We start from the raw sequence: 26285 nt of genomic DNA, 5'->3' as shown, positions 1-26285 counted from the left end.
CGCACGGCTCACACCCGCTCCACCGCGGCATCATCTTCCTGGTTACGCGCCTCCCGGTCTCACCGTTTGCGCCATATTCGTCCGCGCCGCATCGCGGGCCAGCGGGACGGACACGTCCAGGAGCTGACAGGGTCGGCCTGGCGCGGGGGTGTCCGCGGACGGAAGATCGCCGTTAGGCTGAAACCATGGCCGGCTCGTTCGCCGCGGTGGCCCGCGGCTGGTCCATCCCGGGTGCTGGTCGCGTGGTCCGCGTGGGGCGCCGGACGTTGGCGGAGTCGGTGTATCTGCTGACGGGGCCGGTCAGCGCGGTCGCGGGTGTGCTGGCCGTGGTCGCCGGTCTGTGTGTGGGGCTGCTGGGCCGGCTCGTCGCGCGCACGCCGGTCGTGGCCGGTGCCGCGGTGCCGGTGTACTGGTCGGCCGATCTGGAGTGGTGGCGGATCGACCGGGTCCGCACGGCGGCACCCGGCCAGCGGCCACGGCAGCGGCCTGGACGAGCGGGACGGCCAGGATGGCCGGGACGGGGGCGGCGACCGTGGTCGAACGGTGGCGATACCTCGTCCAGCTCGGGGTGGTGGCTCAGTCTGGCGCACGCGGTGTTGCTGCCGCCCGTCGCGCTGGTCACCGCTGTGGTCACGGCGCTGTGGTGGATCGTCGGCCTCGGCGCCGCGACGACCGCGGTCCGCAACTGGGGTACGGCCGCGGGAACACCACCGCCGATGACACTGCGCGCCGGTGGCGGCCCCTACCACGTCGACGTGAGCCTGGGCCTGACCACACCGACCACGCGGATGCTCTTCGGCACGGTGCTCGGGCTGCTGCTGGTGCTGGCCGTACCCCTGTTGACCAGGTCATGTGTGGCCGTCCAGGCAGGTCTTGGACGGGCCCTGCTCACGGACGTCTCCCCGCGACAGCGCCGCATCCGCGGGCTCGAACGGGAACGGGACACCGCCCGGGCGCAGACCGCCGCCGCGCTGAGCGCCGAGGCGGTGGCGCTGCGCCGGCTCGAACGCGACATCCATGACGGACCGCAGCAACGCCTGGTCCGGCTGGCGATGGAACTGGGCCGCGCGCAGCGCCACTTCGACCGCAGGCCCGAGACCGTGCGGGAAGCACTCGCCGATGCCATGGTCCAGGCCGAGGAGGCGTTGGCGGAGCTACGGGCCCTGTCCAGGGGCATCGCCCCGCCGATCCTCGTCGATCGCGGCCTGCGGGCGGCGCTCGCCGAACTCGCCCTGCGCGCCACGGTTCCCGTCCAACTCGACGCGGGAGATCCGGGAGGTCCGGGAGGTCCGGGAACCGCACCAGCCACGGGCGATCGGCCGGCGGCGGCGGTCGAGACGGCCGCGTACTTCGTCGTCTCCGAGGCACTGACCAACGTCGCCAAGCACAGCCAGGCCGGCCGGTGCGTGATCGGGCTGCGCCAGGAGGCGGACCTGCTGCGGATCTGGGTGACCGACGACGGCCGCGGCGGCGCCGCGTTCGACAAGGGCCACGGTCTGCGCGGCCTGCGGGACCGGGTGTGCGCGGTCGGCGGACGGCTGCACCTGACCAGCCCACCTGGCGGCCCGACGACGATCACCGCGGAACTGCCGTGCCGCTGACAGCCACCGGCGCGACACCGCACGGGCGATCCGCGCCCGAGGGTGGGCTGCGGATCGTCGTGGCCGACGACGCCGTGCTGTTGCGGGAGGGCCTCATCCGGCTGCTCGCCGAGGAGGGCCATCAGGTGGTGGCCGCCGTCGGGGACGCCCCGTCCCTGGTCGAGGCGGTGCTGCGGCATCGCCCGGACGTCAGCGTCGTCGACGTTCGGATGCCGCCGACACACACCGACGAGGGTCTGCGGGCGGCGATCGAGGTCCGCGCACACCTGCCCGGCGCGCCGGTGCTGGTACTCAGCCAGTACGTCGAGACCTCCTACGCGGCCGACCTGCTCGCGGACGGCTCGGGCGGGATCGGCTACCTGCTCAAGGACCGGGTCGGTCGGGTCGGGGAGTTCCTGGACGTGCTGGAGCGGGTCGCCGGCGGCGCGACGATGCTCGACCCGCAGGTCGTCGCGCGTCTGCTGGACGGGCGGCGGGGCGGCCGGGCGCTGGCGTCGCTGACCGCACGGGAACGGGAACTGCTCGGGCTGATGGCCGAGGGCCATTCGAACACGGCCATCGCCCGGCGGCTGGTGCTGTCCGCGAGCGCCGTCGAAAAGCACATCGGCAACATCTTCGCCAAGCTCGGCCTGCCCCCCGACGACGCCCAGCACCGCCGCGTGCTCGCCGTCCTCGCCCACCTGCGCGCCTGAGCGCCTGAGCGCCTGAGCGCCTGAGCGCGACCGTCCGGCTGACCGGGTGGGGCCTGCCACACCTTGTTTGTCCGGCCCGCTCCGGTGACCAGGCTGCGCGCCCGCGACACCGTGTGATCCATGCTCACACCTTCATCCGACAGGGCTCCCCGGACGCGTCCGGGCCGGTCCACCCGTGGCGTCGCCGGCCCGGCGGGCACCGCGGGCCGCCCGCTGCTGGCACTCGTGCTGTCCGCCGCCGCGCTCCTCGGCGCCTTCGTTCTCGCCCCGAGCCGGCTGGCCGCGGGCGACGCGGACGGCGACCTCGTCACCAACCAGCGGCGCGTCACGGCCATGCGCGGCGGATTCGTCGAGTACTGGCATTCCGGCGACCGGCGGCTTTCTCCGCACCTCAGCAGAGTCGTCGACTACTGGTATCGCTTCCACCTGGTCAAAGGTCTGGTCTCCGCGCTCCTGCTCACGGTCCTCATCATGCTGACGATCGCGCTCTGGAAGCGTTCCCTGAACACCCGCGGTGCGCCGCGGCGAGCCGGTCTGGTGTCGGCCGGCGTGCTCTCGACAACGCTCGCACTGGTCGCGCTGGCAGCGACGATGGCGAACATCCAGGGTGCGGCGGCGCCGTTCTCGTCCCTGCTGCCCATGTTGCCGGCGGGACGGACCGATCCGGCACTCGCCGGTGCGCTCGACCAGGCCGCGCACCAGCTGGCCGACGCGCGCGCGGGCGCCCCGACCACACCACCCCTGGACGTGATGACAGCCGACTTCGCCCTTTACCACGTGGTGATGGCCGTGGTCGCCGCGGTCGTGGCCGTCGCCCTGCTGGCCGTCAGCGTGCTGCTGTGGCGAAGGAACCCGGCCGACCAGGCGGCGAAGCGGGTGACACGCGCCTACGCCGCGCTGGCCGCGGTGCTGATCGTGGCGTCGCTCGTCCTCGTCGCGGCGAACGTGAGCGTCGCGGCCCACCCCGGGCCCGCGCTGCTCAGAGCACTCCAGGGTGGCCTGTGAATGACTGCCGGCCAGCCTGGCTGGACCCATCGGCAGGTGGCGCGCGTGTCCACGCGATCTTTCTATCCGCGCGCGCTGGTGCCGTTGGGGGCCTGGGTGACGGTGGGTGTGTGGGCACGGACGAAGAGGGCGACGTTGGCTCGGATGGCGGTGTCGAGCTCCGGGGAGTCGAGGTCCGCGGGCGCTGTGAGGGCGAAGGTGCCGAGCTCGGTCATCTGCCAGGAGACTCCGGTGACCAGGGTGAGGTACTGACCGGCGGCGCGAGCGGGGTCGTCGATCGTCAGGGCGCCGGCGTGGGCGAGGCGGGCGAGGCTGCCGATGAGGGCTGGCCAGACGGGCGCGGTGACGCGGGAACGCCACAGGGCGAGCAGTCGCGGGTGGCGGGGGGCCTCGGTCTGGATGAGCAGTCGCAGCGAGGCGGTGGTCGGACTGGCGAAGACCGCGGTGATCCGCCGGGCGAGGTCGAGGAGGTAGGCGGCCGCGTCCTCAAGGGTGTCCACCCGCGCGGGGAACGTGTTCGTCGCGTCGCGTAGTGCGTCGAGGTTCGAGGAGATCTGCTCGTCGACGACGGCGAGGAAGAGCTTCTCCTTGTCGCCGAAGTGGTTGTAGACGGTCTGCCGGGAGACCGGGGTGGCCGAGGCGATGTCGTCGAGGCTGGTGGCGGCGTAGCCCTGGCGCGCGAAGACGTCGAACGCGGCTCGCATGATCGCCTCACGCTTGGCCAGTCTGCCCCGGCCCAGCGCGGCGACGCTGGCACCCGCTTCGTCGGTGGCCACAGCCACACGCTACCCTCATGGACTCATGTGACTCGAAATCTAGACAGTAGAGTCCAATAATCTAGGCGACTATGCCCCATGGGGATCGCCGTTCGCCGTCCAGCGAGGGAATGGGAGAAGCAGTGTCGACTCGGAGTCCGCACACGGTGGTCATCGGCGCTGGGCCGGCCGGTCTGACGGCCGCCTACCAGCTGGCCACTCGCAGCGAGGCCGTCACGGTGTTCGAGGCCGACGACGTGGTCGGCGGGATCAGCCGCACCGTCGAGCGTGACGGCTGGCGCTTCGACATCGGCGGTCACCGGTTCTTCACCAAGGTCGCCTCCGTGGAGGCGCTGTGGCAGGAGATCCTGCCCGCCGAGGACTTCCTGCTCCGGCCCCGGATGAGCCGGATCTACTACCAGGGCAAGCTCTACGACTACCCGCTGCGCGCCCTCAACGCCCTGCGCAACCTCGGGCCCACAACCGCGGCGCTGGCGATCGGTTCCTACGCACGCGCTCGGCTGCGCCCACCGAAGGACCAGAGCAACTATGAGGCGTGGCTGGTCGCGCGCTTCGGCTGGCGACTGTACCGGACGTTCTTCAAGACCTATACCGAAAAGCTGTGGGGAATCCCGGTCAGCGAGATGCCGGCGGACTGGGCCGCGCAGCGGGTGAAGAACCTCTCGCTGTCCTCCGCGATCGTCAACGCGGTCCTTCCGAGACGCAACCAGAAGGACATCACCAGTCTGATCGAGGAGTTCCACTATCCGAAGTACGGCCCCGGCATGATGTGGGAGACCTGCCGCGACAAGGTCGAGAAGATGGGTGGAACGGTCACCATGGCCACCACCGTCGCGGCCATCCACCACGAGCGCGGCCGCGCGGTCGCGGTCACCGTCCAGTCGAGGGCAGGTGAGCGGACACGGATACCGGCCGACCAGGTGATCTCCTCGACGCCGCTGTCAGCCCTCGTCCTGGGCATGGATCCGCCAGCACCCGCCCCGGTCATCGAAGCGGCCCACGATCTGCGCTACCGCGACTACCTCACCGTCGCGCTCGTCGTTCCCGCCGAGTTCGGCTTCCCCGACAACTGGATCTACGTTCATGACCCGGGTGTCCGGGTCGGCCGGATCCAGAACTACGGTTCCTGGTCGCCGTACCTGGTCAAGGAAGGACGGACCTGCCTCGGCCTGGAGTTCTTCGTCTTCGAGGGCGACGACATGTGGACCAGGCCCGACGACGAGCTGATCGAACTCGCCACCGGCGAACTGGAACTGCTCGGGCTCGTCCGCCACGGCGCGGTCGAGTGCGGCTACGTGGTACGCGTACCGAAGGCATACCCGACCTACGACCAGTACTATCGCCACAATGTCGAGATCATCCGAGAATGGATCTCCGAAAACGTCCCGAACGTTCACCCCGTCGGCCGCAACGGCATGCACCGCTACAACAACGCCGACCATTCCATGCTCACCGCGATGCTCACCGTCGAGAACATCCTGGACGGCACCCACCACGACATCTGGACCGTCAACGTCGAAGAGGAATACCACGAGCAGAAGAACACGACCGCGGCCTCCGGCCGGCCAGAAGGCACCGGCCGCGACGCACCCGTCCTCCCGCGACGCGACGCGACCACCGACACCGCCGACAGCCACAGACGCGGCGCACCCTGACGGCCAGGCCAGCGGCCGCCCCGCGGCCGGCACTCGCTCGCTCGCTCGGTCGGTCGGTCGGTCGGTCGAAGGCGGGTCAGGCGGACGGTGTGGTGTCCGCCTTCCAGCCGCGGAAGGCCGCGAGCAGCCGGTCGCGCATCTCGGGGGGCAGCTCGTCCTGGCGGAGCGTGCCGGTGAGCCGAGCGGTCGTGCGCATCTGGTCGACGTAGGCCTCGCAGCCGTCGCACTGACCGAGATGCTCGGTGACGCGGCGGTGGGTGTCGGCGTCGAGAGCGCCTTCGAGGAAGTCGGTGACGATCTCGACGAGTTCGTCACAGTCGATCTCCGGGTCCCGGGTCATGTGTGTGCCTCGTTCATGTAGTCCTCCAGCGCCTGGCGCAGCCTGGCCCGTCCGCGGTGCAGCAGCACCCGCTGGTTGCCCGGTGCGAGGTCGAGCAGCGTGCAGACCTCGTCCGCGTCGAGGCCCAGCACGTCACGCAGCTGCACGACGGCCCGTTGGCGGGCCGGGAGCGCGTCGAGCGCGACCCGAAGTCGGTGCCGGACCTCGCCGGACAGCGCCGCCGACTCCGGCAGGTCCCAGGCCAGGGGTGGGGCCGACCAGTGGCCGGCCCACTCGTCGCCGGGTGGCAGGAACCGGTCCGCGGCGACCGTCGGACCGGTGTCGTCGCGGGTGAGGGCGCTGAACGGCACGCTGCGTCGTTCCCGCACGCCCCGCCGTCGGGCGAGGTTGACCAGGATGGCGAACACCCAGGTCCGCAGGCTTGATCGACCTTCGAAGCGGTGCAGGCCGGTCAGCACGGCCAGCCAGGTCTCCTGCACGACGTCCTCGGCCACGGTCCGGCTGGGCACGTAGCCGTTCGCGACCGCGAGCATCGTCGGCGTCCAGCGCTCGACGAGCCCCGCGAAGGCCGTCTCGTCACCGTCGCGCAACGCCCGCACGAGCCGCACGTCAGCGGAATCGACCGCCGGCCCGGCGGTCCGGGACTGTCGCACCTCCACGAACCGCAAACCTAGGCGGGACAGGCCCGCGCCACAAATCATGCACCTCCCGGTCATCGTCAGGGCGCCGGGGCGCGGGGCAGGATCCGTTCGCCGGCCATCCACCGGCTGAGCACCTCCCGGTCGACCATCTGGATGCGGTGACGGTGACCGAAGTCCGCGGCCGCGGCGGTGAACCGGCCCGAGGTGACCAGCAGCGCGACATCGGCACGGTGATCCGTCCACGCGCAGCCGTTGAAGTCCCGCACCGCGGCCGGACCCACCGCGCGACCCGGGTAGTGCTTGCACTGCACCGCGACCCGGGCCATCCGGGGGGTGCGGGCGAGCACATCCACGCCCCCGTCCCCACGGCCTCCGACCACGCGCACCTGCAGGCAGCCGTCACGTCTCAGCAGATCCGCGACATGATGCTCGAACTCGGTCGGATTCAGTCCGTCGACGGCGGCCACGGCCACCCTGCGCCCGCTCTCGCGGAGCCTGCGAGCGCGCACGACGAACAACGCCGCGACCGCCGCGAGCACCACGAGAATCCCGGCTGGCAGCGTCCACCAACCCCACGCGTGCACAAGGTCCTGGCCGAGCTTGGCCAGGACGATGCCACCCAGGCCCACCCCCAGCAGCCAGAAGGACGCCCGCTCACGCGCCGACGACCTCGCCCGACGCCTCCTCGACCAGGAGACTCGAGACGGACGAGCACGGCGAGCGCTCGGGCGTCGTCGACCTACCGGCGAACCCCGACCACCAGAACCCCGAGAGACCACGCGTCTACTATTGGCACATCACGCACCGCGAGGTGGCGCATTCGGCCGGGCTCGGGCGGCTGGTCGGGTGGTCGGGTGGGGACCGCACCCAGCGTGAGCGGGGCGATCATCTGGCGGTGCGCACACCATACCCTCAGGACATGATTTTCATCGTCGTCCGCTGGCCGGTGAAGCCGGAGTTCGCGGACCAGTGGCTCGACATCGTCGCAGACTTCACCGCGAGCACCCGAGCCGAGTCGGGCAACCTGTTCTTCGACTGGTCCCGCAGCACCGAGGACCCCACGAAGTACACGCTCGTCGAGGCCTTCGCCGACCAGGACGCGGGCGTCGCGCACGTGAACTCCGGCCATTTCAAGGCGGCCATCGACAAGCTGCCCGACTACGTGAGCGGCACGCCAGAGATCATCAACGTGACGATCCCCGACGCGACCGGCTGGTCGGAGATGGCCGAGGTCAGGCCCCGGCCGTAACCGGGTGTCGAGGCGGGTCAGGTGGCCCCCGCGGCCCGCGGTGCGGCGATCTTCGCGGGACGCTCCGGCCCGCCGGTCACCGAGGCGAGCCCGCTTCGCTCCGCACGAGCATGTCGTAGGCGCGGCGGTGCTCGAACGGGCCGCCGGCACCGTATCCGGGCAGGCCGACGGTGACCAGTCGCGGATGGCGGGCGCGTGACGCGACGCCGCCGAAGCCGAGCCGGTCGGCGGCGCCCGGCGCCAGGTTCTGCAGGAAGACGTCCGCCCGGGCACCGAGATCGGCGAGATGCCGGGTCGCGGGCGGGGCCGCGACCGCCTGCTCCAACCCGCGGGACGGACGATCCGCGAGGCTCGGTCGACAGGGCGGTGGCACAGGGCGGCACTGCTCGGCGGCGGCTCGGGCGCGCTCACCGTGCCGGAGGTCGACCCGGCGCGCGGCACGGTCCGCCTCGCCCTGCCCCTCGACGACGTGGACTGCGCCGACCGCGTGCTGCCGATCTTCCTTGTGGTCCACGGGGTCGTGCGCGGCGTCCACGACTATGGGATCGCTGCCCGCGTCCCGCAGGATCCGAGCACCCCGTTCGCCGACCTGATCACGCACCGCTACCCGCTGGAAGAGATCGGCCAGGCGTACCGCACGGCCGGCTCGAAGTCCGCCGGCGCTGTACGCATGATCGTGACCGGAACAGACGGAGAGATGCTCGTGCTTGACCCGCTCGGCATGACCGGGTGGTCGTCGATGGCGTCGGCGCTGAGGCCGCTCACCGCCGCCCCCACCGTCCTGTCCGGGCAAGGAGAAGCCCCGGCCTGGACCCAGACCGGGGCGCTCGTGGTCGCCGGTCAGCTGGCTGTCGGCACCGCCGCGGTCTCCTCCACGACGGCGAACAGGCCACCCTCAACATCGCTCCAGTCGCTGACGGGGCGGATGCCGAGGGTCGCGAGCAGCCTGTCGGCGGCGTCGCTGAGGGCGGGGAGGTCGGCGGCGTCGAGGCGGCCGACGACAGCGCCTTCCTTGTCAGCCTCACCACGGATGATCCGGACGTCGAGGGTGTCAGCGTCGACGTAGGCGTAGGTGTTCGTGTCGGTCAAGGGAGCCTCCCTGGGACATAGGAGAGATCGGTTCGATCCGTACGAGGGAGATCCTTACGCAGCGACGCAGACCCGAGCCACGCGCCTCCGCAGCTGTCAGGCCCCACGGGCATATGGCGTGCCGTGGTCGTCCCGCGAGACCAATCCCAAACCGATAGCGGCCAAATCCGGCCTGACCGCAGCTGCGGATGCCCTCCGCGGTAGATGTCGTGTGGTGCCACTCCGCGGCCGGATGATGTGCGAGCCGGCGTGGCGAGCTTCCGCGCCGACACGCCGGCGCCCCACCTGCCTGGCGCGGCAGGGGGCGGAGTGTGGGGCGTCGGGCCGACCCAGGGCAGCCGAACATACTGGTCGACCCACTCGTTTGACATCTGACCTCGGCGGCCCTGTATAGTGCAGAAACACCGACGCGGGGTGGAGCAGCTCGGTAGCTCGCTGGGCTCATAACCCAGAGGTCACAGGTTCAAATCCTGTCCCCGCTACTCGAAAAAGTTCTTTCCAGGATTTCCTGGGGAGAACTTTTTGTTTTGGGTTCAGGACGGCCTCGGCGGGCAGCCTGGCGCTGGCCGGGTCGATGGAACCGGCCGAGGCTTGGAGAGCAGTCGGGAGCCAGCACGTACAGCAGGTCGACGTCCGATTCGTCGGTGTCATCGCCGCCAGACAGCCACGACCGCACGGCTCAGATTCCGCCTCGCGGACGCGCAGACAGGCATCATACGGTGGCGGTCTCCACGTACCGCCGCACGAGCAGGCCGCCGATCCCCGGCGGCGGTGGCCCGAGCCTCGTCGCCGCGGGTCCACAGCGGATACCCGGACTGCACGGCGGTGGCAGGGTGCACGGCGCGAACCCGTCGGATGGTCACCCTCCAGCACGTCCACGTCCACCTTTCTGACGCTGTCCGACCGAGTGGACGAGCAACCGGCAAGCACCTCGACCAGAACGGCGATAGCGTCATCAAAACTGAGACCTGGGCAACCAGCCAGCGCGGACAGAACCTCATGCCGGATACGGCTATCGTCACACTTCCGCGCAGGCCATGAGAGGTGCGAAATGGGCAAGATCATTGTCGGCGTCGATGGAAGTGACACAGCGAGCAAAGCCGCCGCCAGAGCGGCGGCGCTCGCTTCCGCTCTCGGACACGAGCTGATCGTCGTCAGCGCCTTCAGCTCAACCGACCGGTTACAGGTGGGCCGGCCCGGCGACGAACTCGACCTGTCCGCAAGCGATGCCGCGCTGAAGATGGCCCAACAGGCGATCGAAGATCTCCCCGCCGGCCTCGCCGGCCTGACAACCACACCCCGCTCGGAGTTCGGCAAGCCGGCTGACGTACTCGTCAGGGTCGCCGAAGAGCTCGGAGCGAGCATCATCGTGGTAGGCAACAAACGCGTCCAAGGCGTCACCCGGGTCCTGGGCAGCATCGCAGCGGACGTCGCCCATCACGCGCCCTGCGACATCCTCATCGCACACACCCACTGAGGAGCCGCCACCGCGTCCACCAACCAGCCGCTCCTCGCCTCCAGGCCCGCCCGCTCGAGACCCAACCGCGGACGAACCCCACGAGGACCTCGAGGGCCAGGCCACCCTCGTCGAGCTGTCGACCGGTCATGATCGGTGGATACGTCGACGGCGCGTCCGTCGGCCGGTCCCAACGTCGGAGTTCGCTGGATGCCGATTCCCGTCGAGGGTGATCATTTTGGCGGTCCGGTGGTCGGCTGTCGCCAGGGGCGGACGCCGACCGCGTGATCCGCCGGATGCCCGTGTCCGGCGCGGAGGTGCCGCGGTCATGTCGTCAACGGGGGTGGACGCGGCGCGGGTGGCGCAGGTGGGTGCGTGGGGCCGTAGGTCGTCAGGCTGGTCACTCCATGGGCCTTGGCGGCGTACATGGCCAGGTCGGCACGATGGAGGAGGTCCTGCGCGGAGACGGGGGCACTGTCGGGTTCGACGATGACGAGGCCGAAGCTGGCGGCGGCGCTGTATGTGGTGTCGGCGAGGTGGACCGGGGTTCGGACCGCTTCGGTGAGCCGTCGGCCGATCACGGCGAAGTCCTCCGTTCCGCCTTCGAGCAGGATCGCGAACTCGTCGCCGCCGAGACGGGCCACCGTGTCGTCGGCGCGGACGGACTCGGCCAGCCGGCGGGCGGTCACGCGCAGCAGATCGTCGCCGGCGGCATGCCCGAGGGCGTCGTTGACCCGCTTGAAATCGTTGAGATCACAGAAGATCACTGCCAGGCGATGGGGGTGGCGGCGCCATCGGGCGAGTGCGTGGTCGAGCCGGTCGGCGAACAGTGTCCGGTTCGCCAGGTCCGTCAGCGGGTCGTGGAAGGCGAGATGACGTAGTTGGCGTTGACTCTCCTCAACCCGGGCCAGTAGGCGGATGTTGTCGGCCATCGTGGTCAGCTGCCGGATCAGGGCGACCACCAGCAGTCCCAGCAGTGCCCAGATCTCGTACTGCGCGTGCAGGCTGCCTCGGGCCGCCATGCTCATCGTGACCACGCCGGCGACGAGGAGGGGCAGGTAGGGCAGGACCGAGTGCCACCCACGACGCCGGGAGGCCGTCCGCGCGTCGTCCCGGTGGCCGGCCCCGGGCGGCGCCGCAGGACCGTCGCCGGTGGACCTGTCGGGAGGTGACAGCGCGGCGAGCCCCACGAGCAGCGGGGGCAGGATCACCCCGAGATCGGCTAATCGGGGGACATCCGTCTGGGCAGTGGACGCCGAGTACAGGTAGACGTTCATCGTCACCGCGAACGCCAGGAAGGCCGTTCCCAGCAGGCCCAGGCCCAGCTGCCGGTGCGCGTACCGGAAGGTGGTGATCAGAACAACGACCACGGTGAGCATCAGGGTGGTGGCACTGACCGCGATGCCCACGATGATTGATTCCGCGTGACTGTCGGCTATCGAGACCATGTGGTGCAGGATGGTCTCCCAGGCCACGAGCGTGGCCGCCCCTGCCACCACGACGCCGTCGAGGATTGTGATCACGTACCAGCGAGCGTCTTGGACGGGCCCGGGACCGCGGACCGCGAGGTCGAACGGCTCCGTCGGATAGGTCAGCAGGCTGGCGACGCCGAACGCGCATGGCAGCAGGAACAACAGCGAAGCCGGCGTCAGCCGGATCAGGCCCGAGTCGGTGACGACCGCCGCCCTCAGCACTATCACCGTGACCGCGAGGAGGAACAGCAGCATCGCCGCGCTGAGGAGGCGCCAGTGGCGCTCCCGCCCGCGGTTGCGGGCAGCACAGACCAGGCACACCGCCGTACCTGCGGCGTAGACCGCCACGGCCAGGCATCGGAAAAGGAGCAGCCCCGGTCGCTCGGGCAGCACCACACCCGCCAGCAGGGTCGCGAGCATGAAGACGAGGACGCTCGCCGACGCTCGCCGGAAGAGACGATCGGTGGGCGAGCGGCCCGCACCCGATCCAGCAAGCACACCCGAAGGGGCTCCGTCACTCATCTGGTCTCACCGTCCAGCCAGGCCGAACTGGCCGTTCCACATGGAACGAGCCCGTTGCCTCCTGCCCGTATGCCCTGTTTCACCAAAAGTACGCAGTGAACTTCGCTGCGTGAGCGGTTTCGCTGCCTGATGGCGGGCTCGCCGTCGGGCAACGGCGAGGTCAGCGCTGGCCGAAGAAGCGGCTGGCCACGCCGTCGAGGACGAGTGCCATGCCCTGAGCGAAGACACTGTCGGCGCTGGCGGCGAGGAAGGCCGGACCAGCGGTGCGCAGCGCCAGGTACTGATCGGGCGGCAGGGTGTTCAGAAACGCGCTGATGTCGCCGGCTCCGTGCGGTCCGCGGCCGCCGCTGCCGCGCTGGATCGCGACCGCGCCGAAGACGAAGTCGATGATCGCGGCCGTTGCGAAGCCGGCCTGGTCGTTGGTCAGTCCGGCGGCCAGGAACAGGCCGAGGGCGGCATCGACGATCCGGAGCGTGCCGGGCCCCCAGATCGCCCGGTCGGTCGAGGCCGACGGGGGCAGCGGCGCCTCCAGCAGGACGCGCCGCATCTCGCGCATCAGCTCCTCGACGTCTGTACGCCAGTCCGTGCCGCCGCCCGGGTGCAGTCGCGCCTGCCCGAGGTAGTGATCGGCGATCAGCACGATCAGCTCGTCACGGCTGGCGATGTGCTGGTAAAGGGCACCGCTGCTGGTGTCGAGCCGGTCGGCGACCGCGCGCACGGTCAGCGCCTCGAAGCCGCGCTCGTCGAGCACCTCGATCGCCGCCCGCACGATCCGCTGCGTCGAGAGCCCACCCGTGCGGGGTCGGCGCCGCGCCGCCACCCCGACCCGGTCGATCCACCAGACCGTCGAGCCCGGCCGGTGAGCGTCGGCACCCGAACCGTCGGTCGCCGGCCGTGTCGAGTTGCGCACGTCACCACCCACAGACACCCTGGCCCGCACGGACATCTTGACCTACGCGAGCATTGCTCGGATACTACGCCGATGCTCTATACGAGCATTGCTCGCTTATCTGTCCAGATGTCGATCACCATGCCAGTGCCGTCACGCGGGCGGCCCGGAGGCGTAGTACCGATGCGTCCATCAACGAAGGCCCGGTTACTCGCTCTCGGACTCGCCGGAGCACTCGCGGCGGCCGGCTGCAGCTCGGGCTCGAACTCGGACTCCCCGACTCCGTCCGCCGCGCCGAACACCGCCACACCCGCCGCATCGGCCACCCCGATCACGGGTCGTTACGTCGCGATGGGCAGTTCCTTCGCTGCCGGCACCGGCATCGGCGCCGACATCAGCAAGGGATGCCTGCGCTCCGCCAAGAACTACCCCCACCTGCTCGCCAGCCGGCTCCACCTCCACCTCGTCGACGTCACCTGTGGCGGCGCGACCGTCCAGAACCTGCTCAGCACCCCTCAGGGCGACCATCCCGTCCAGATCGCCGGGCTCACCGCGGACACCCGACTGGTCACCATCACCGCCGGCGGCAACGACCTCGCCTACTCCGTCAGCACCCTGATCTGCGCGAACGCGGCCGGCACCGGCAAACCCTGCACCAGCCTGCCCACCCCGGAGGACACCAAGACCGCCGCGGCGAAGCTACGCACCTCCTTCGCCGCACTGTTCGCCGCGATCAAGGCCAAGGCCCCGAAGGCGCGCATCCTGCTGGTCACCTACCCACGGGTGTTCCCGGACCAGCCGAAGACCTGCCCCGGCAACGTCATCTCCACCGCCGACAGCGTGACACTCGCGGGCATCGGTGCCACCCTGCAGAACACCTCCCGCCTCGCCGCCGCCGACGCCCACATCACCTTCATCGACGCCTACACCGCCAGCGTCGGACACGATGTCTGTGCCCCTGCCACTGACCGCTGGATCGACGGCTCGAACGCGACCGGCACGCCCTACCACCCCAACGCGACCGGCACCGCCGCCCTCAGCACCCTGATCGCCACCGCCCTCACCCAGCCCAGCAGCCAACCCACCACGCCCCGGGCCACCGTCTCAGGCGGGTAACCCGCGTCCGTTGTCCTGACGTTCGTCGATCGGGTGGCCATCCGCGCATGGCCGCCCGATCAACGGCGCCCGCGTCAGCGCGGGTCGCGATGGCGGTCGAGGAACCTGCGCATCTCGGCTCTCAGATCGAGATCCTCCGGGCTGGCACCGCCGAACCCGCCGTGTGGCATGGCCTCGAAGACATGCAGTTCGGCGTCGACGCCGACGGCGCGCAACCTGCGGTGCAGTCGCACGGTGTTGGACAGGAACAGGTCACGGGTGCCGGACTGCAGGAAGGTGGGCGGGAACCCGGTCAGGTCCGCGAACAGCGGCGACAGCAACGGATCGGACAGGTCGTGTCCGTCCGCGTACAGCAGGTTCACCTCGCGGAGGCTGCTCAGGACGTTGTCGAACTCGCGGTTGGTGTGGAAGGTGTCCCCCGACTCGGTGAGATCGACCTCCGGAGTCAGCAGCACCAGGGCCGCGGGCATGGGCAGTCCTTCCTGCCTCGCGCGGACCAGCAGGGCCACCGCCAGGTTTCCACCCGCGGAACCGCCACCCACGAAGATCTCCGAAGGGTCCCGCTGCTTCAGCGCCTCCCGGTACACCGCGAGACAGTCGTCGAGGGCGGCCGGATAGGGATGCAGGGGCGGCATCCGGTAGTCCACCCCCCAGGTGATCATTCCGTTGGTCATGGCCGTCACCGAGCTCATCGTCCGACACAGCTCGCCGCCTCCCAGGATCAGCGCACCGCCATGAAGGTCCAGATAGATCGGTGTTGTCTCGGTGTCCGTACCCGGCAGGGCGATGACATAGGCGCGCACACCGGCGATCTCGGTGTCCTCCACCGCCACCGGGAAATCGAAGCCGGTGAGCCGCTCGCGCACAGTGGAATCCACCGACTCGACGAAACCCAGCCAGCCCTGCACGTCATCGAGCGCCGGGTAGCTCCACGCAGCAGCCGCCGGTACCGCCAGAAACTGGCGCGCGACCTCACTGACACTCGTCGGAACCGGAACCTGGGTCGGCTCGCTCATGGTGGCTCTCCTTCGCCGAAGCCCGCGACCACGACAGGCCGCCATCTCCGTACTCGTCAGGAGGAGTCTGCGAGACACCGTCGTCCGACACCAGCCGCCATCCGACGGGTCGTCTCCGCCAGGCGGCGTCCGAACCGCCATGGCTGCCAGGCAGGGCCGCCCCGGCGGACCTGCGGATCACACGCCGGCCTTGGGCTGGTCTGTCCAGCGGGGTGGCGACACCATGGTGAGATGAGAGAGCTCGCCGTACGACTCGCCGACCTGGATGCCGAGGCGGCCGTAGCCGTTCAGGTGATCAGTCATTTTGATCTCATGGTGGCCAGGCGGGCCGACGTGCGAACGGTGGTGGCCAGCGCGGCGGAGCTCTCCGGCTGTCCGGTCCGGTTGTCCGACCCGACGCGGCTGGTGTTCGTGCGGGCCTTACCCGATCGCAGCGCCGAGCCGCCTTCGGGCGACCCGGATCCTGGCTGGCCCTGCGTATCGGTCAACCGGGCGGGCGACTCGCTCTGGCTCGAGGCGACCCGACCCGTCAGCACCCTCCAGGCCGTGGTGCTGGAACGCGCCGCGACCGCCGTACGGGCAGCACTCGACCACAGCGGCGGACGAGGCATGTTCGACCACTCCACCGCGCTGGAGCTTGTCCTCGACTCCCGAGTGGCCACCGCCGACCGAGTGAGCATCGCCTGTCGGCTGGGGTTACCTGCCAAGGCCCGCGTGGTCGCACTGCGGGACGGGTCCGCGCGCGTCATCGCCCATGACGCCGAGGCGCCCACCACGATGTGCGCCGGGGTCGGCTGCGCGGTACCGATCGCCGACCTGCCCTCCTCCTGGGACGGCGCCCGGCTGGCGTTGCGGCTGACCGCCGAAGGCAACGCCACGGACCCGGGACCGCGCGTGGTGTACGCCGACGAGCTGGGCGGTCTCGCGCTGCTCGTCCGCGCCGTCGATCTCGACGCGGGCCCGGTACCCGACGTTCAGACGCTGGCACACGCCGGTGCGACGACGACCTGGATGCTGACGACTCTCGATGCTCTGGCCCGCGCCGACAGCCTGCGCCACGCCGCCCGGCTCCTGAACGTGCACCATTCCACCCTGCAGGCACGCCTCTCCCAGGCCGAGGTCGCCCTCGGATGGCCCGTCCGCGAGCCCGCCGGCCGGCTGCGTCTGCAGCTTGCCCTGGCGATCCGCAGAATCCAACAGACCACGACCCCATGAACGCGTGGCACGCCGCGCGGACGCCAGCCCGGGCGCCTTCGATCTGACGGTCGCCGGCCTCACCACGCAGGTGATGGCAGACCTCCCAGATGTTGGCGATACCGGTCGCCGACACAGGATGCCCCTTGGACTCCAGGCCACCGGACACATTGACCGGCATCGCGCCGTCCCGCCAGGTCGCGCCGAGTCGAATACGAGTTGGTCGTCCCGCCGACCAGCAGACGGCGCCCGCCGTCCACGTCCGCCCACCGCACACCCCGGTAGCGCAGGCTCCGATCCTGGTAGCGGGTGAAGGCGTCTTCCGCCTCCTATCGGTGGTTGTCGAATTGGTGGTTGTCGAAGTCGAAGATCCATGGTGATCGAAGAGGAGGTGTCACGATCGCTGCACATCCGATCGTCGCCGGGCTGGGGTTGACGCCGAACCCGCCACTCCAACAGTATTGAAACCGACGTCGAAGTCGAAAGATGGGCGTGTGCCACGTCGGAGTAGCAGACTCTCCCGGCCCTGAGGTACACGGTCCGGGTTGTCAGACCTGGCGCCCGAGCTCCCGGAGAAAGGACTGCGTGTGGACGATCCGGCCGGTCGTGGTGGCGGGGTCAGCCGTACAGAGAGCGAGCGCGGTCTCGACGATCAGATCGATCTCCTCGGTCTCCTCCTTCGCCAGGTCCAGGGTCCCAGCCCCCGGGGTGGCCACCGGATTGGAAGGGGCCGCCGCGTTCACCGCGATCCGGTCGGGATGGAGCTCGGCCGCGAAGGACCCGGTCAGCCGGTCGAGCGCGGCTTTGACCGTACCGTAAAGACCAAATCCGGCCGTCGCGTCAAAGGTTGAGAACGGCGGTCCGACGGGCAGCCTGGCAGCGACGGAGGTGAGATTAAGAATCCAGCCACCACCACGCTCCCGCATACTCGGAACAGCGAGCCTAATAAGATGCATCGGAGCGATGACATGCATCTCGAGCATCAGCCTGGCCCGGCGTTCGGGGAATTTTTCGAGCGTGCGGAGAAAAGTCACAGCAGCATTGTTGACCAAAATATCCGGTGACCCGACCTGAGCTACTGCAGCGGCGAAGAAGCGCTCACGTTCGCTATCTTGGGAAAGGTCGCAAGGAATGGCGATCGCAGACCCTCCAGCCGCTTTGATCTCCTCTGCGGTCTCCCGCAGGGAACCTACATACCGCTCATCCGGTTCCAGGGTACGCGCAGTGATGATCACCGTGGCACCCTCGGCGGCAAGCCGCTGGGCGATGGCTTTTCCGAGACCTCTGCTTGCCCCGGTGACCAGCGCCGTCCTGCCTTCGCACAGCCCTGACATGTTGTCTCCCTGATATCAACCCAACGAGAGGAAATGATGGCGATCGACATCGACCTCGACACGCTGGAGACCCGGCTCACGGCCATCGAGCTCGGCGGGCTGCGCCGGCTGTCCGGCGGCGCGTCCAGCCTGTCCTACACCGGAACGGCCACTGTTGACGGAGCCTCCCGTCCGGTCGTCGTCAAGGTCGCTCCGCCAGGCCTGAAGCCGGTGCGTAACCGTGATGTCCTGCGCCAGGCCCTGCTGCTGCGCAGACTGGCGCCGACCGACGTCCCCGTGCCGACGGTCCTGTGGGAGGACCGCGGGGATCCCCCCGCCGTCCCACCCCTGTTCGTGATGTCCTTCGTCCCCGGAACCTCGGTCGAGCCGCTGTTCGACACCGACGATCCGGCGGACCCGACCGAGGCGGACGATCCGGCGGTGCTCACCGACCGCGTCCAGGACGCCGTGCGCGCCCTCGCCACCCTGCACCGGCTGGACCCGGCCGAGCTCGGGCTGGCCGACGAGCCCCGGATCAGCCTGGTCGACGAGGTGCGGCGGTGGACACGCGCGTTGGGAACCGTCGACGAGAACCTGGCGCCCGGATGGGCGAGGATCGCGCGGACACTTCTTGGCTCCGTGCCGGCAGCCATGGGCGCCGCCATCGTGCACGGCGATTTTCGTCTCGGAAACCTGCTGGCCACAGGCCCGACGGTCACCGCGGTCATCGACTGGGAGATCTGGTCGGTCGGCGATCCACGGGTGGATCTCGGCTGGTTTCTCATCAACGCCGATCCGGCCACCTACCAGCGCCCGAGCCGCTATGTGGGCCTGCTGCCCGCCCCTGCCGATCTCGCCGAGGCCTATGCCGGGCACCTTGACCGCGAGGTACCCGCGCTGCCCTGGTTCCAGGCACTGGCGTGTTTCAAGGCCACCGCCACCTGGTCTCTGATCGTCAAGCACGCGCGACAGGGGCCGACCCCGAACCCGCTGGCCGAACAGATCGCCGACGTACTGCCCGGCCTGCTCGCCCGAGCCGCCGCCCTGCTCGACCAGCCGCTCTGACACGTGCCGGCCTCGGGCTCCCAGCGGCCCGGGGTCGGGGTCCGGCTGCGCCGTGCCTGGCCGGGCGGCGTCGCGGCCGGGCCGATGACCGCCGGTCATCAGGTCCGCGGTATGCCGGCGAGACGATCGGCGAACTTCGCCTCGGCCTCGGCGCGCAGCCGTGGCAGATGCCCCGAGGGGAACACATCCTTCGAAGCCGGGACGCCCTTGAGCAGCTCCCGGGCAAGTGTGATCTTGTGGACCTCGGTCGGCCCGTCGGCAAGCCCGAGCACGAAGGACTCGACCAGGTAGTGGACGAAGGGCATCTCGTGCGTCGTGCCGAGCGAGCCGTGCAGCTGCAGCGCGCGGGCGCTGACGTCGTGCAGCACCTTCTGCATCATCGCCTTGACGGCCGAGATGTCCGCCCGCACGACCTTGTAGTCCTGGTACCTGTCGATTTTCCACGCGGTCTGCAGGGTCAGCAGCCGGAAGGACTCGATCTCCATCCACGAGTCGGCGACCATCTGCCGAACAAGCTGCTTGTCCCCGAGAACCTCGCCCTGGGTGAAGCGGGACACGGCGCGTTCGCAGATCATGTCGAAGATTCTTCGTACCAGACCGACGGTACGCATCGCATGATGGATACGCCCACCTCCGAGTCGGGTCTGAGCAACCATGAAAGCGCCGCCGCGGGGGCCGAGCATGTGATCTGCCGGCACTCGGACGTTCTCATAGCGGACATAACCCTCGATACCCTCGCCGACCGGCTCGTAGCCCATTCCGACGCTGCGCAGGATACGCACGCCGGGCGTCCCGGCCGGAACGACGAACATCGACTGCTGCTGGTAGGTCGGCGCGTCGGGATCGGTCACCGCCATCACGATCAGGAAGGAGGCGAGGGCCGCGTAGGACGTGAACCACTTCTCGCCATTGATGACCCACTCGTCACCGTCGAGCCGCGCCGTGGTCGTGAAAATCTTCGGATCGGCCCCGCCCTGCGGCTCGGTCATCGAGAACGACGACACGATACGGTTGTCGAGCAGCGGCACGAGGTACCGCTCCTTGAGTTCCGGCGTGCCGAAGCGGGCGAGGATCTCACTGTTTCCGGAGTCCGGCGCCTGCGAACCGAAGACGATGGGCGCGCAGACCGATCGCCCGATGATCTCGTTGAGCAGGGCCAGTCTCACCTGCCCGTAGCCGGGGCCGCCGAGCTCGGGCCCCAGGTGCGTCGCCCACAGTCCCTTCTCCCGCACCACCGCCTGCAGCGGCGGGATGAGTGCCTGCCGGACCGGATCGCCGAGATCGTGCGACTCCCGGACCACCAGGTCCAGGGGCTCGCACTCCTCGCGCACGAACGCGTCCGCCCAGGCCAGAAGCTCGGCGTAGTCCGGGTCAGTCGAGAAGTCCCAAGCCATGCCCGTCCGCCCCCTTCCCTTGCATCGAAATCGACATCGATATTGACTGTCTACCATGAGTGAAGCCATCACGTGCCAGGGCCGAACCTGCATCATCACCGGCGCCGGGCGCGGCCTGGGTCGGGAGTACGCCCTCGCGTTGGCCGAGCACGGCGCGAACGTCGTCGTGAACGATCTCGGCGGCGCCCGCGACGGCGCCGGCGGCAGCAGCGGTCCGGCGAACGAGGTCGTCGAGGAGATCGTCGCCAAGGGTGGCACGGCCATCGCCAACGCGGACGACATCAGCAGCTGGGATGGCGCCGCCAGCCTCGTGCGGCAGGCGATCGACAGCTTCGGTGGCCTCGACGTCCTCGTGAACAACGCGGGGATCCTGCGTGACCGGATGCTGTTCTCGATGTCGGAGGACGAGTGGGACGCGGTGATCCGCGTGCACCTCAAGGGCACGTTCGCCCCGAGCCGGCATGCCGCCGCCTACTGGCGCGAGCGCGCCAAGTCCGGCGTGACCAACGACGCCCGCATCATCAACACGACCTCCGTGTCCGGTCTCTACGCCAACCCCGGGCAGTCCAACTACGGCGCGGCCAAGGCCGGCATCGCCGCGCTCACCCAGATCGCGGCCCAGGAACTCGGCCGGTACGGCGTCACCGTCAACGCCATCGCCCCCGGCGCGCTGACCCGGCTGACCGAGAACCTGCAGATCACCGACGAGGTACGCGCGGCGTTCGCGCCAGCCGCCGTCGCACCCGTGATCACCTGGCTGGCGTCGGCCGACTCCCATGACGTGTCCGGCCAGGTGATCGAGGCATCGGGACTCGTGCTGGCGGTCGCCGAGGGCTGGCACCGGGGACCCGGCGTGGATCCCGTCACCTCGCCGGGCGAGGTCGGTGAGGCGGTCCGGCGGCTGCTCGCCGACGCCCGCCCCCGCACGCTGTTCCATGAGGTGAGCTGACGTGGACGCCTGGATCGTCGACGCCGTGCGGACCCCTCGCGGCAAGGGCCGGCCCGACGGCGCACTGCACGACGTGCATCCGCAGGAACTACTGGCGCAGTGTCTGCGCGCGCTGGCCGGCCGGGTCGGTTTCGACCCGGCCGAGGTCGAGGACGTCGTCGTCGGCAACGGCATCCTCGCCGGTGACCACGGTGACTGCATCGGCCGGCTGTCGGCCCTGCTCGCCGGCTGGCCGCGGACGGTGCCCGGGCTGACGCTGAGCCGTTTCTGCGGGTCGGGCCAGCAGGCCGTCACCGTCGCCGCGACCGGTGTGGCCAGCGGGGCCCAGGACCTGGTCGTCGCCGGCGGCGTGGAGTCGATGTCACGCTGGGACCTCACCGCCGGCTCCGTCACCATCGACGGCCACAATCCGGCGCTGCGCGAGCTGTACCCCACCGTTCCCCAGGGCGTCTCGGCGGACCTCATCGCCACTCTGGCCGGGCTCGACCGCACGGACGTCGACGCGTTCGCCGTGCGCAGCCAGGACCGGGCCGCCGCGGCCATCGCGCAGGGCCGGTTCGCCGCCAGCATCATCCCGGTCACCGGGCCCACCGGTGACGTCCTGCTCAGGCAGGACGAGCACCCCCGCCCCGGAACGACCGTCGAGCGGCTCGCCGGACTGCGTCCGGCGTTCACCGCCGTCGGTGCTGCCCGGCCGGACGACGGGCCGCTCAGCTATGACGAACTCGCGCTGTCCCGCTACCCGCGGGTCGACCACATCGACCATGTCCACCATGGCGGCAACTCCTCCGGAGTCGTCGACGGTGCCGCCGCGGTCGTGGTCGCCTCGCAGCGCTGGCTGAGGGCGAACGGCGTCACCCCGCGGGCCCGTGTCCGCGCCACCGCGGCCGTCGGTTCAGAACCGGTGATCATGCTCACCGCGCCGGCGCCCGCCGCCCGGCGCTGCCTCGACAGGGCCGGGATGACGGTCGCGGATGTCGATCTCTGGGAGGTCAACGAGGCGTTCGCCGCCGTCGCTCTGACGACGATCACCGATCTCGAGCTCGATCCGGAGCGGGTGAACGTGAACGGCGGTGCCATCGCGCTGGGCCACCCGATCGGCGCGACCGGTGCGATGCTGCTCGGTACCGTGCTCGACGAACTGGAGCGCCAGGACCGCACCATCGGCCTGGTCACCATGTGCACCGGCGGCGGCATGGGCACCGCCACGATCCTTGAACGCGTGTGATCAGCGGACGACACCGATGCCCACCGCGATCTTCCAGCACGATGCGAGCCCGTCGCTGTGAACGAGCCGGTAGAGTGGAGAACCGAAACCGACATCGACTTCGCAAAGTGAGGCAGTGCGCTTTGCACATGCTACCAACGCCGGCGTCCCGGCTCCCGGTCAGGGCGAGGCGACGGTGACCCCAGCGGTGCCGCAGCCCCAGGATCCGCAGGCCTCCGATTCGCCGGAGACAGCCGGTCCACCGGCGAAGGTGGGGGATCCACGGCAGGCCGCCTCGGTGCGCCCGTTGTCCGCGAAGGGGATACGAACCCGGGCCCGTCTGATCGACGCGGCAAAAACGGTCTTTGAGCGGGACGGGTTCCTGGAAGCACGGATCGCCGACATCGCCCAGACAGCCAAGATCGCACTGGGCACCTTCTATCACTACTTCGACTCCAAGGAGGAGATCTTCCGCGAGGTGGCCCGCGCCCAGGAGGAGCTGCTTACCGCGCCGACCGAGCACTCGGCAGCCGGCAGTGATTCGGTCTGGGAGCGGATTCGACGATCCAACCGCCGCTACCTCGAGCGTTATCGGGACGAGGCGGCGATCATCGGGGTGATCGAGCAGGTGTCGCGGTACGACCCGCCCGTGAACGAGGCTCGCATGGCCACCATGAAGCATTACGTCACGCGGGCCGAGCGGGCAATCATCAGGATGCAGAAAGAAGGTGCTGCGGATCACCGACTTGACCCGTCGTTCGCCGCGGACGCCCTGGGCGCGATGACCGCGAGATTCGCCGAGCTCTGGCTGGTCCAGAACTTTCGGGACTACGATTTCGACGAAGCTGTCGAACAGCTGACCATACTGTGGGCGAACGCGCTCGGCGTCAGGCCGGAACCGCCGCGATCCTAGGCCGGTCCGCGCCGACGGAATCGGGCTGGACCGGCCGGAAACACAACTGTCAGAGCAGCGGTCGGGAGCGGATGGTGGCGACAGCGCCAAGCTTGCCGGTGCCGATGTCATGCAGACGGACCTGGCAGACCCGGCCCCGCGGTCGGGCGACAGCACGCGCCGGCCCGACCGAGAACGGACGCAGGTACCGGATACCGAGGGACTCGTGGTAGCCCGCGTCACCGGCCAGCGAGAAGGCGGCCTCCTCGGCAGCCAGCGCGATCACGCCGCCCTGGATCGCCCCGGCGGCGTTCAGCCCACCGGTCCGCCGGGCCACTTCGGCGGTTCCTGGTTCCACCACCGTGCACCCGACGCGCTCGGCGAACGGCACCGGCAGGTGCCCGACGGGATCCGGCACCCGTGGCCGGAACCCGTCAGGAAAGACGTGCCGGGGATCCGGTGAGGCCATGAAGGTCGTGTGGGCGATCGCCAGGACGGCGGAGCTGTTCACCCGCCGCAACAGGGTTTCGCATACCAGAACAGAGCGGCCGCGTTTGAGAACCGTGCCCTCGAGGCTGATCACGTCACCGGGCCCCGCTGGCTCGATGACATCCACCTGCAGGTCCAGAGTGATCGGGATCTGCGGCCCCATAAGGACCACTGCGAGCGATCCGGTCATCATGTCGGACCAGGTCGCCAGAATCGATGTGCGCACGGCGGTCTCGCCCGGTCCGCACATCCGCGAGGTCACCTCCGCCTGCCCAGAAACAGAATCCTCGTCGAGCTGGACACGTAGGCCGAGTTCCAGAAGCGGACTTGCACCATCCACATTTGATCCTTATCGTTGGCGACGTCGTGAGGCGATCCGGCCACACGGTCGGGGGTGGCTTCTCAGGGCAAAGAAAGCTATCGTTGTTTTGCGTCCCAGGCGCACACCAGAACGGCCCTGACCTGGAGACCAGATCTGGGGAAGGTCGGTTGGGAACACCGGTCAGCGCGGATCTGCGCGGATTCAAACTAACAGACGTCATACTGACCGGGCAAACCGTTGCGCGATACGGAAACATGCCCTGCTTCTGACCCTGCGTAGTCAGATCTGGAGGAGGCGACAATGTGCGTCGTGGGCCCGGCCAGAACGATACCCGAGACACTCGCCGCGGCAGTCGGGAGTTTCACGGAGCATCAGGCCGTCGCGGACCAGAACAGCCCCCTGACCTTCGGCGAGTTACACGAGCAGGTTCGCACCTTCGGTGCCGCTCTCGTCTCCACTGGCATACACGTGGGTGACCGCGTCGCCATCTGGGCCCCGAACAGCCCCGAGTGGGTGGTCGCGGCTCTCGGAGTGTTCCAGGTCGGCGCATCACTGGTCCCAGTGAACACCCGTTTCAAGGGCGCCGAGGCGGCCGGCATTCTGCGCCGGGCCCAGGTCCGGCTGCTGGTCACGACCTCAGGTTTCCTCGGCAACGACTACGTCACCCTCCTGCGCGGCGCCGGAGTCGAGTTGACCGCACTCGCGACCACGGTCACCACCGACACATCCGACACATCCGACACACGAACAGCGACCGTGCCCTGGCCGGAGTTCCTGGCCCGGGCGACTGATGCCACGCGCGACGAGGCGGACCGCCGCGCCGCGGCACTCACGCCCGACACCGTGTCGGACATCATTTTCACCTCCGGCACGACCGGTCAGCCGAAGGGAGTCGTGCACACGCACCGCTCCACACTGCAGGCAGCCCAGGACTGGGTGGCGATGACCGGCCTCGCAACAGGCGATCGCTATCTCATGGTCAACCCGTTCTTCCACATGTTCGGCCTCAAGTCCGGTGTTCTCGCCGCCCTCGTGGCCGGTGCGACGATGCTGCCCGAGCCGGTGTTCGACGTCGGGCAGGTGCTGCGCCGCGTGGTCGAGGAGAAGGTCACCGTACTGCCCGGTCCACCGACGCTCTATCAGGCGATCCTCGACCATCCCGAACGCGACCGTTACGATCTTTCCAGCCTTCGCCTGGCCGTGACCGGGGCCGCGGACATCCCGGTCACGCTGATCCAGCGTGTGCTCGAGGAGCTGCCCTTCACCGACGTCCTCGCCGGTTACGGGCTGACCGAGGGCGGCACCGCCACCGGCACCTCGCTCACGGACGATGCGCGGACCATCGCCACGACGGTGGGGCGGCGTCGCCCGGGTGTCGAGCTGCGCATCGTCGACGGCGACGGTCGGGTCCTGCCAGGGGGGCAGCCCGGCGAGATACAGCTGCGCAGCGCCACCGTGATGTCGCACTACCTCGACGATCCCGCCGCCACGGCCGAGGTGCTTTCGGCCGACGGCTGGCTGCGTACCGGCGATCTGGGAACGATCGACGATGCCGGTCTGCTGCGCATCGTCGGCCGGGCGAAGGACATGTTCATCGTCGGCGGCTTCAACACCTACCCGGCCGAGATCGAGAACATCCTGCTGGGCCACCCCGACATCAAGCAGGCCGCGGTGATCGGTGTCCCCGACGGAAGGCTCGGTGAGGTGGGCATGGCGTTCGTCGTCCTGTGCCCGGGGGCGGTGACGACACCGGGCGAGCTCGTCACCTGGTCGCGTGAGCGGATGGCGAACTACAAGGTCCCCCGGTACGTGCAGGTGATCGACGCGCTTCCCCTGAACGCCACCGGCAAGGTCGTCAAGCAGCACCTTCGCGAGCAGGCGGCGACGACCCCGATCGCACCCAACCACGAGGAGAAGAAGACCTGACGGCAGGCCTGGGGC

24 protein-coding genes, 1 tRNA gene and 3 pseudogenes are annotated in these 26285 nt (G+C 69.6%); 15 read left to right on the top strand and 13 right to left on the bottom strand.

What is annotated here, in order from left to right:
• Window positions 1-185: 185 nt before the first annotated feature.
• The 3 genes from MXD61_RS19220 to MXD61_RS19210 all read left to right on the top strand — a co-directional run bounded on the left by MXD61_RS19220 (window position 186) and on the right by MXD61_RS19210 (window position 3298).
• Window positions 186-1601 (top strand): sensor histidine kinase, encoded by a 1416-nt coding sequence (locus tag MXD61_RS19220; RefSeq protein WP_248814863.1) that lies wholly within the window; start codon window positions 186-188, stop codon window positions 1599-1601.
• Between the two features lie 47 nt (window positions 1602-1648).
• A complete protein-coding gene (locus MXD61_RS19215) occupies window positions 1649-2293 on the top strand; it encodes a response regulator transcription factor (protein ID WP_248814908.1) in 645 nt (214 codons plus the stop codon).
• 120 nt (window positions 2294-2413) lie between these two features.
• Window positions 2414-3298, top strand: a complete 885-nt coding sequence (locus tag MXD61_RS19210) for a hypothetical protein (RefSeq protein ID WP_248814862.1) — start codon at window positions 2414-2416, stop codon at window positions 3296-3298.
• 62 nt (window positions 3299-3360) lie between these two features.
• Here the strand turns inward: MXD61_RS19210 and MXD61_RS19205 are convergent, their stop codons facing one another.
• Window positions 3361-4074 carry a TetR/AcrR family transcriptional regulator gene (locus MXD61_RS19205; RefSeq protein ID WP_308222791.1) on the bottom strand — a complete coding sequence of 238 codons (714 nt, stop codon included), beginning with the start codon at window positions 4072-4074 and terminating at the stop codon, window positions 3361-3363.
• Window positions 4075-4184: 110 nt separating this feature from the next.
• On the opposite strand from MXD61_RS19205, the gene MXD61_RS19200 reads away from it, so the two are divergent.
• The gene (locus tag MXD61_RS19200; RefSeq protein ID WP_248814860.1) at window positions 4185-5729 is read left to right on the top strand and encodes an NAD(P)/FAD-dependent oxidoreductase; all 1545 of its coding nucleotides are present in this window, start codon (window positions 4185-4187) and stop codon (window positions 5727-5729) included.
• Between the two features lie 76 nt (window positions 5730-5805).
• Here the strand turns inward: MXD61_RS19200 and MXD61_RS19195 are convergent, their stop codons facing one another.
• The 3 genes from MXD61_RS19195 to MXD61_RS19185 are packed head-to-tail and all read right to left on the bottom strand — an operon-like array spanning window position 5806 to window position 7339.
• Window positions 5806-6069, bottom strand: coding sequence for an anti-sigma factor (locus MXD61_RS19195; protein ID WP_248814859.1), 264 nt, complete (start codon window positions 6067-6069; stop codon window positions 5806-5808).
• Window positions 6066-6728 (bottom strand): RNA polymerase sigma factor, encoded by a 663-nt coding sequence (locus MXD61_RS19190; RefSeq protein ID WP_248814858.1) that lies wholly within the window; start codon window positions 6726-6728, stop codon window positions 6066-6068. Before MXD61_RS19190 ends, MXD61_RS19195 begins: the two co-directional genes overlap by 4 nt.
• 59 nt (window positions 6729-6787) lie before the next feature.
• Window positions 6788-7339, bottom strand: a complete 552-nt coding sequence (locus MXD61_RS19185; RefSeq protein WP_248814857.1) for a restriction endonuclease — start codon at window positions 7337-7339, stop codon at window positions 6788-6790.
• Between the two features lie 182 nt (window positions 7340-7521).
• Here MXD61_RS19185 and MXD61_RS19180 point away from each other — a divergent pair, with 182 nt between their 5' ends.
• Entirely contained in the window at window positions 7522-7959 is a 438-nt protein-coding gene (locus tag MXD61_RS19180) for a putative quinol monooxygenase (protein ID WP_248814856.1), read from the top strand.
• Window positions 7960-7991: 32 nt separating this feature from the next.
• Here the strand turns inward: MXD61_RS19180 and MXD61_RS19175 are convergent.
• Both MXD61_RS19175 and MXD61_RS19170 read right to left on the bottom strand, forming a co-directional pair.
• Window positions 7992-8332 (bottom strand): annotated as a pseudogene (locus MXD61_RS19175) (CoA transferase); the annotation flags it as partial.
• Between the two features lie 467 nt (window positions 8333-8799).
• Complete coding sequence (locus MXD61_RS19170) at window positions 8800-9048, bottom strand: hypothetical protein (protein WP_248814855.1); 249 nt, start codon at window positions 9046-9048, stop codon at window positions 8800-8802.
• A 408-nt stretch (window positions 9049-9456) separates the two neighbouring features.
• Here MXD61_RS19170 and MXD61_RS19165 point away from each other — a divergent pair.
• The 3 genes and pseudogenes from MXD61_RS19165 to MXD61_RS19155 all read left to right on the top strand — a co-directional run.
• A tRNA-Met gene (locus MXD61_RS19165) sits at window positions 9457-9530 on the top strand.
• 569 nt (window positions 9531-10099) lie between these two features.
• Window positions 10100-10525, top strand: a complete 426-nt coding sequence (locus MXD61_RS19160; RefSeq protein ID WP_248814854.1) for a universal stress protein — start codon at window positions 10100-10102, stop codon at window positions 10523-10525.
• A gap of 139 nt (window positions 10526-10664) precedes the next feature.
• A pseudogene (locus MXD61_RS19155) lies at window positions 10665-10757 on the top strand (IS6 family transposase); the annotation flags it as partial.
• Window positions 10758-10830: 73 nt separating this feature from the next.
• Here MXD61_RS19155 and MXD61_RS19150 read toward each other — a convergent pair.
• Both MXD61_RS19150 and MXD61_RS19145 read right to left on the bottom strand, forming a co-directional pair.
• Window positions 10831-12498, bottom strand: a complete 1668-nt coding sequence (locus tag MXD61_RS19150; protein ID WP_248814853.1) for a GGDEF domain-containing protein — start codon at window positions 12496-12498, stop codon at window positions 10831-10833.
• Between the two features lie 160 nt (window positions 12499-12658).
• Window positions 12659-13408 (bottom strand): TetR/AcrR family transcriptional regulator, encoded by a 750-nt coding sequence (locus MXD61_RS19145; protein ID WP_248814852.1) that lies wholly within the window; start codon window positions 13406-13408, stop codon window positions 12659-12661.
• Window positions 13409-13570: 162 nt separating this feature from the next.
• Here MXD61_RS19145 and MXD61_RS19140 point away from each other — a divergent pair, with 162 nt between their 5' ends.
• Window positions 13571-14503: an SGNH/GDSL hydrolase family protein gene (locus MXD61_RS19140; protein ID WP_248814851.1), complete on the top strand. Its 933-nt coding sequence runs from the start codon at window positions 13571-13573 to the stop codon at window positions 14501-14503.
• A 74-nt stretch (window positions 14504-14577) separates the two neighbouring features.
• On the opposite strand, the gene MXD61_RS19135 is transcribed toward MXD61_RS19140, so the two are convergent.
• Window positions 14578-15519: an alpha/beta hydrolase gene (locus MXD61_RS19135; protein WP_248814850.1), complete on the bottom strand. Its 942-nt coding sequence runs from the start codon at window positions 15517-15519 to the stop codon at window positions 14578-14580.
• A gap of 231 nt (window positions 15520-15750) precedes the next feature.
• On the opposite strand from MXD61_RS19135, the gene MXD61_RS19130 reads away from it, so the two are divergent.
• Complete coding sequence (locus MXD61_RS19130; protein ID WP_248814849.1) at window positions 15751-16734, top strand: helix-turn-helix domain-containing protein; 984 nt, start codon at window positions 15751-15753, stop codon at window positions 16732-16734.
• Between the two features lie 19 nt (window positions 16735-16753).
• Here MXD61_RS19130 and MXD61_RS19125 read toward each other — a convergent pair.
• Window positions 16754-16921, bottom strand: a pseudogene (locus MXD61_RS19125) (thiolase family protein); the annotation flags it as partial.
• A gap of 340 nt (window positions 16922-17261) precedes the next feature.
• Complete coding sequence (locus MXD61_RS19120) at window positions 17262-18047, bottom strand: SDR family NAD(P)-dependent oxidoreductase (RefSeq protein ID WP_248814848.1); 786 nt, start codon at window positions 18045-18047, stop codon at window positions 17262-17264.
• Window positions 18048-18080: 33 nt separating this feature from the next.
• Between MXD61_RS19120 and MXD61_RS19115 the strand changes: the two genes are divergently transcribed.
• Window positions 18081-19091, top strand: coding sequence for a phosphotransferase family protein (locus tag MXD61_RS19115; RefSeq protein ID WP_248814847.1), 1011 nt, complete (start codon window positions 18081-18083; stop codon window positions 19089-19091).
• Between the two features lie 98 nt (window positions 19092-19189).
• On the opposite strand, the gene MXD61_RS19110 is transcribed toward MXD61_RS19115, so the two are convergent.
• Complete coding sequence (locus MXD61_RS19110; RefSeq protein WP_248814846.1) at window positions 19190-20485, bottom strand: acyl-CoA dehydrogenase family protein; 1296 nt, start codon at window positions 20483-20485, stop codon at window positions 19190-19192.
• A gap of 55 nt (window positions 20486-20540) precedes the next feature.
• Between MXD61_RS19110 and MXD61_RS19105 the strand changes: the two genes are divergently transcribed.
• From MXD61_RS19105 to MXD61_RS19095, 3 genes are all read left to right on the top strand, one after another.
• A complete protein-coding gene (locus MXD61_RS19105; RefSeq protein WP_248814845.1) occupies window positions 20541-21434 on the top strand; it encodes an SDR family oxidoreductase in 894 nt (297 codons plus the stop codon).
• A 13-nt stretch (window positions 21435-21447) separates the two neighbouring features.
• Window positions 21448-22662 (top strand): acetyl-CoA C-acetyltransferase, encoded by a 1215-nt coding sequence (locus MXD61_RS19100; RefSeq protein WP_374629199.1) that lies wholly within the window; start codon window positions 21448-21450, stop codon window positions 22660-22662.
• A gap of 175 nt (window positions 22663-22837) precedes the next feature.
• Window positions 22838-23554, top strand: a complete 717-nt coding sequence (locus MXD61_RS19095) for a TetR/AcrR family transcriptional regulator (protein WP_248814843.1) — start codon at window positions 22838-22840, stop codon at window positions 23552-23554.
• A gap of 49 nt (window positions 23555-23603) precedes the next feature.
• Here MXD61_RS19095 and MXD61_RS19090 read toward each other — a convergent pair whose 3' ends face one another.
• A complete protein-coding gene (locus tag MXD61_RS19090; RefSeq protein ID WP_248814842.1) occupies window positions 23604-24362 on the bottom strand; it encodes a hotdog domain-containing protein in 759 nt (252 codons plus the stop codon).
• Between the two features lie 282 nt (window positions 24363-24644).
• On the opposite strand from MXD61_RS19090, the gene MXD61_RS19085 reads away from it, so the two are divergent.
• On the top strand, window positions 24645-26270 hold the full coding sequence (locus MXD61_RS19085; protein ID WP_248814841.1) for a FadD3 family acyl-CoA ligase: 1626 nt from the start codon (window positions 24645-24647) through the stop codon (window positions 26268-26270).
• Window positions 26271-26285 lie beyond the last annotated feature (15 nt).

Source organism: Frankia sp. AgPm24 (genome assembly GCF_023243055.1).
In the GTDB taxonomy this organism is placed as follows: domain Bacteria; phylum Actinomycetota; class Actinomycetes; order Frankiales; family Frankiaceae; genus Frankia; species Frankia umida.
This window is presented reverse-complemented; position numbering and strand designations above follow the sequence as displayed.

Coding starts and splice junctions, on each gene's coding strand:
- MXD61_RS19220 (WP_248814863.1), top strand. CDS start 186: ATGGCCGGCTCGTTCGCCGCGGTGGCCCGCGGCTGGTCCATCCCGGGT.
- MXD61_RS19210 (WP_248814862.1), top strand. CDS start 2,414: ATGCTCACACCTTCATCCGACAGGGCTCCCCGGACGCGTCCGGGCCGG.
- MXD61_RS19200 (WP_248814860.1), top strand. CDS start 4,185: ATGGGAGAAGCAGTGTCGACTCGGAGTCCGCACACGGTGGTCATCGGC.
- MXD61_RS19195 (WP_248814859.1), bottom strand. CDS start 6,069: ATGACCCGGGACCCGGAGATCGACTGTGACGAACTCGTCGAGATCGTC.
- MXD61_RS19160 (WP_248814854.1), top strand. CDS start 10,100: ATGGGCAAGATCATTGTCGGCGTCGATGGAAGTGACACAGCGAGCAAA.
- MXD61_RS19150 (WP_248814853.1), bottom strand. CDS start 12,498: ATGAGTGACGGAGCCCCTTCGGGTGTGCTTGCTGGATCGGGTGCGGGC.
- MXD61_RS19140 (WP_248814851.1), top strand. CDS start 13,571: ATGCGTCCATCAACGAAGGCCCGGTTACTCGCTCTCGGACTCGCCGGA.
- MXD61_RS19135 (WP_248814850.1), bottom strand. CDS start 15,519: ATGAGCGAGCCGACCCAGGTTCCGGTTCCGACGAGTGTCAGTGAGGTC.
- MXD61_RS19130 (WP_248814849.1), top strand. CDS start 15,751: ATGAGAGAGCTCGCCGTACGACTCGCCGACCTGGATGCCGAGGCGGCC.
- MXD61_RS19120 (WP_248814848.1), bottom strand. CDS start 18,047: ATGTCAGGGCTGTGCGAAGGCAGGACGGCGCTGGTCACCGGGGCAAGC.
- MXD61_RS19115 (WP_248814847.1), top strand. CDS start 18,081: ATGATGGCGATCGACATCGACCTCGACACGCTGGAGACCCGGCTCACG.
- MXD61_RS19110 (WP_248814846.1), bottom strand. CDS start 20,485: ATGGCTTGGGACTTCTCGACTGACCCGGACTACGCCGAGCTTCTGGCC.
- MXD61_RS19105 (WP_248814845.1), top strand. CDS start 20,541: ATGAGTGAAGCCATCACGTGCCAGGGCCGAACCTGCATCATCACCGGC.
- MXD61_RS19085 (WP_248814841.1), top strand. CDS start 24,645: ATGTGCGTCGTGGGCCCGGCCAGAACGATACCCGAGACACTCGCCGCG.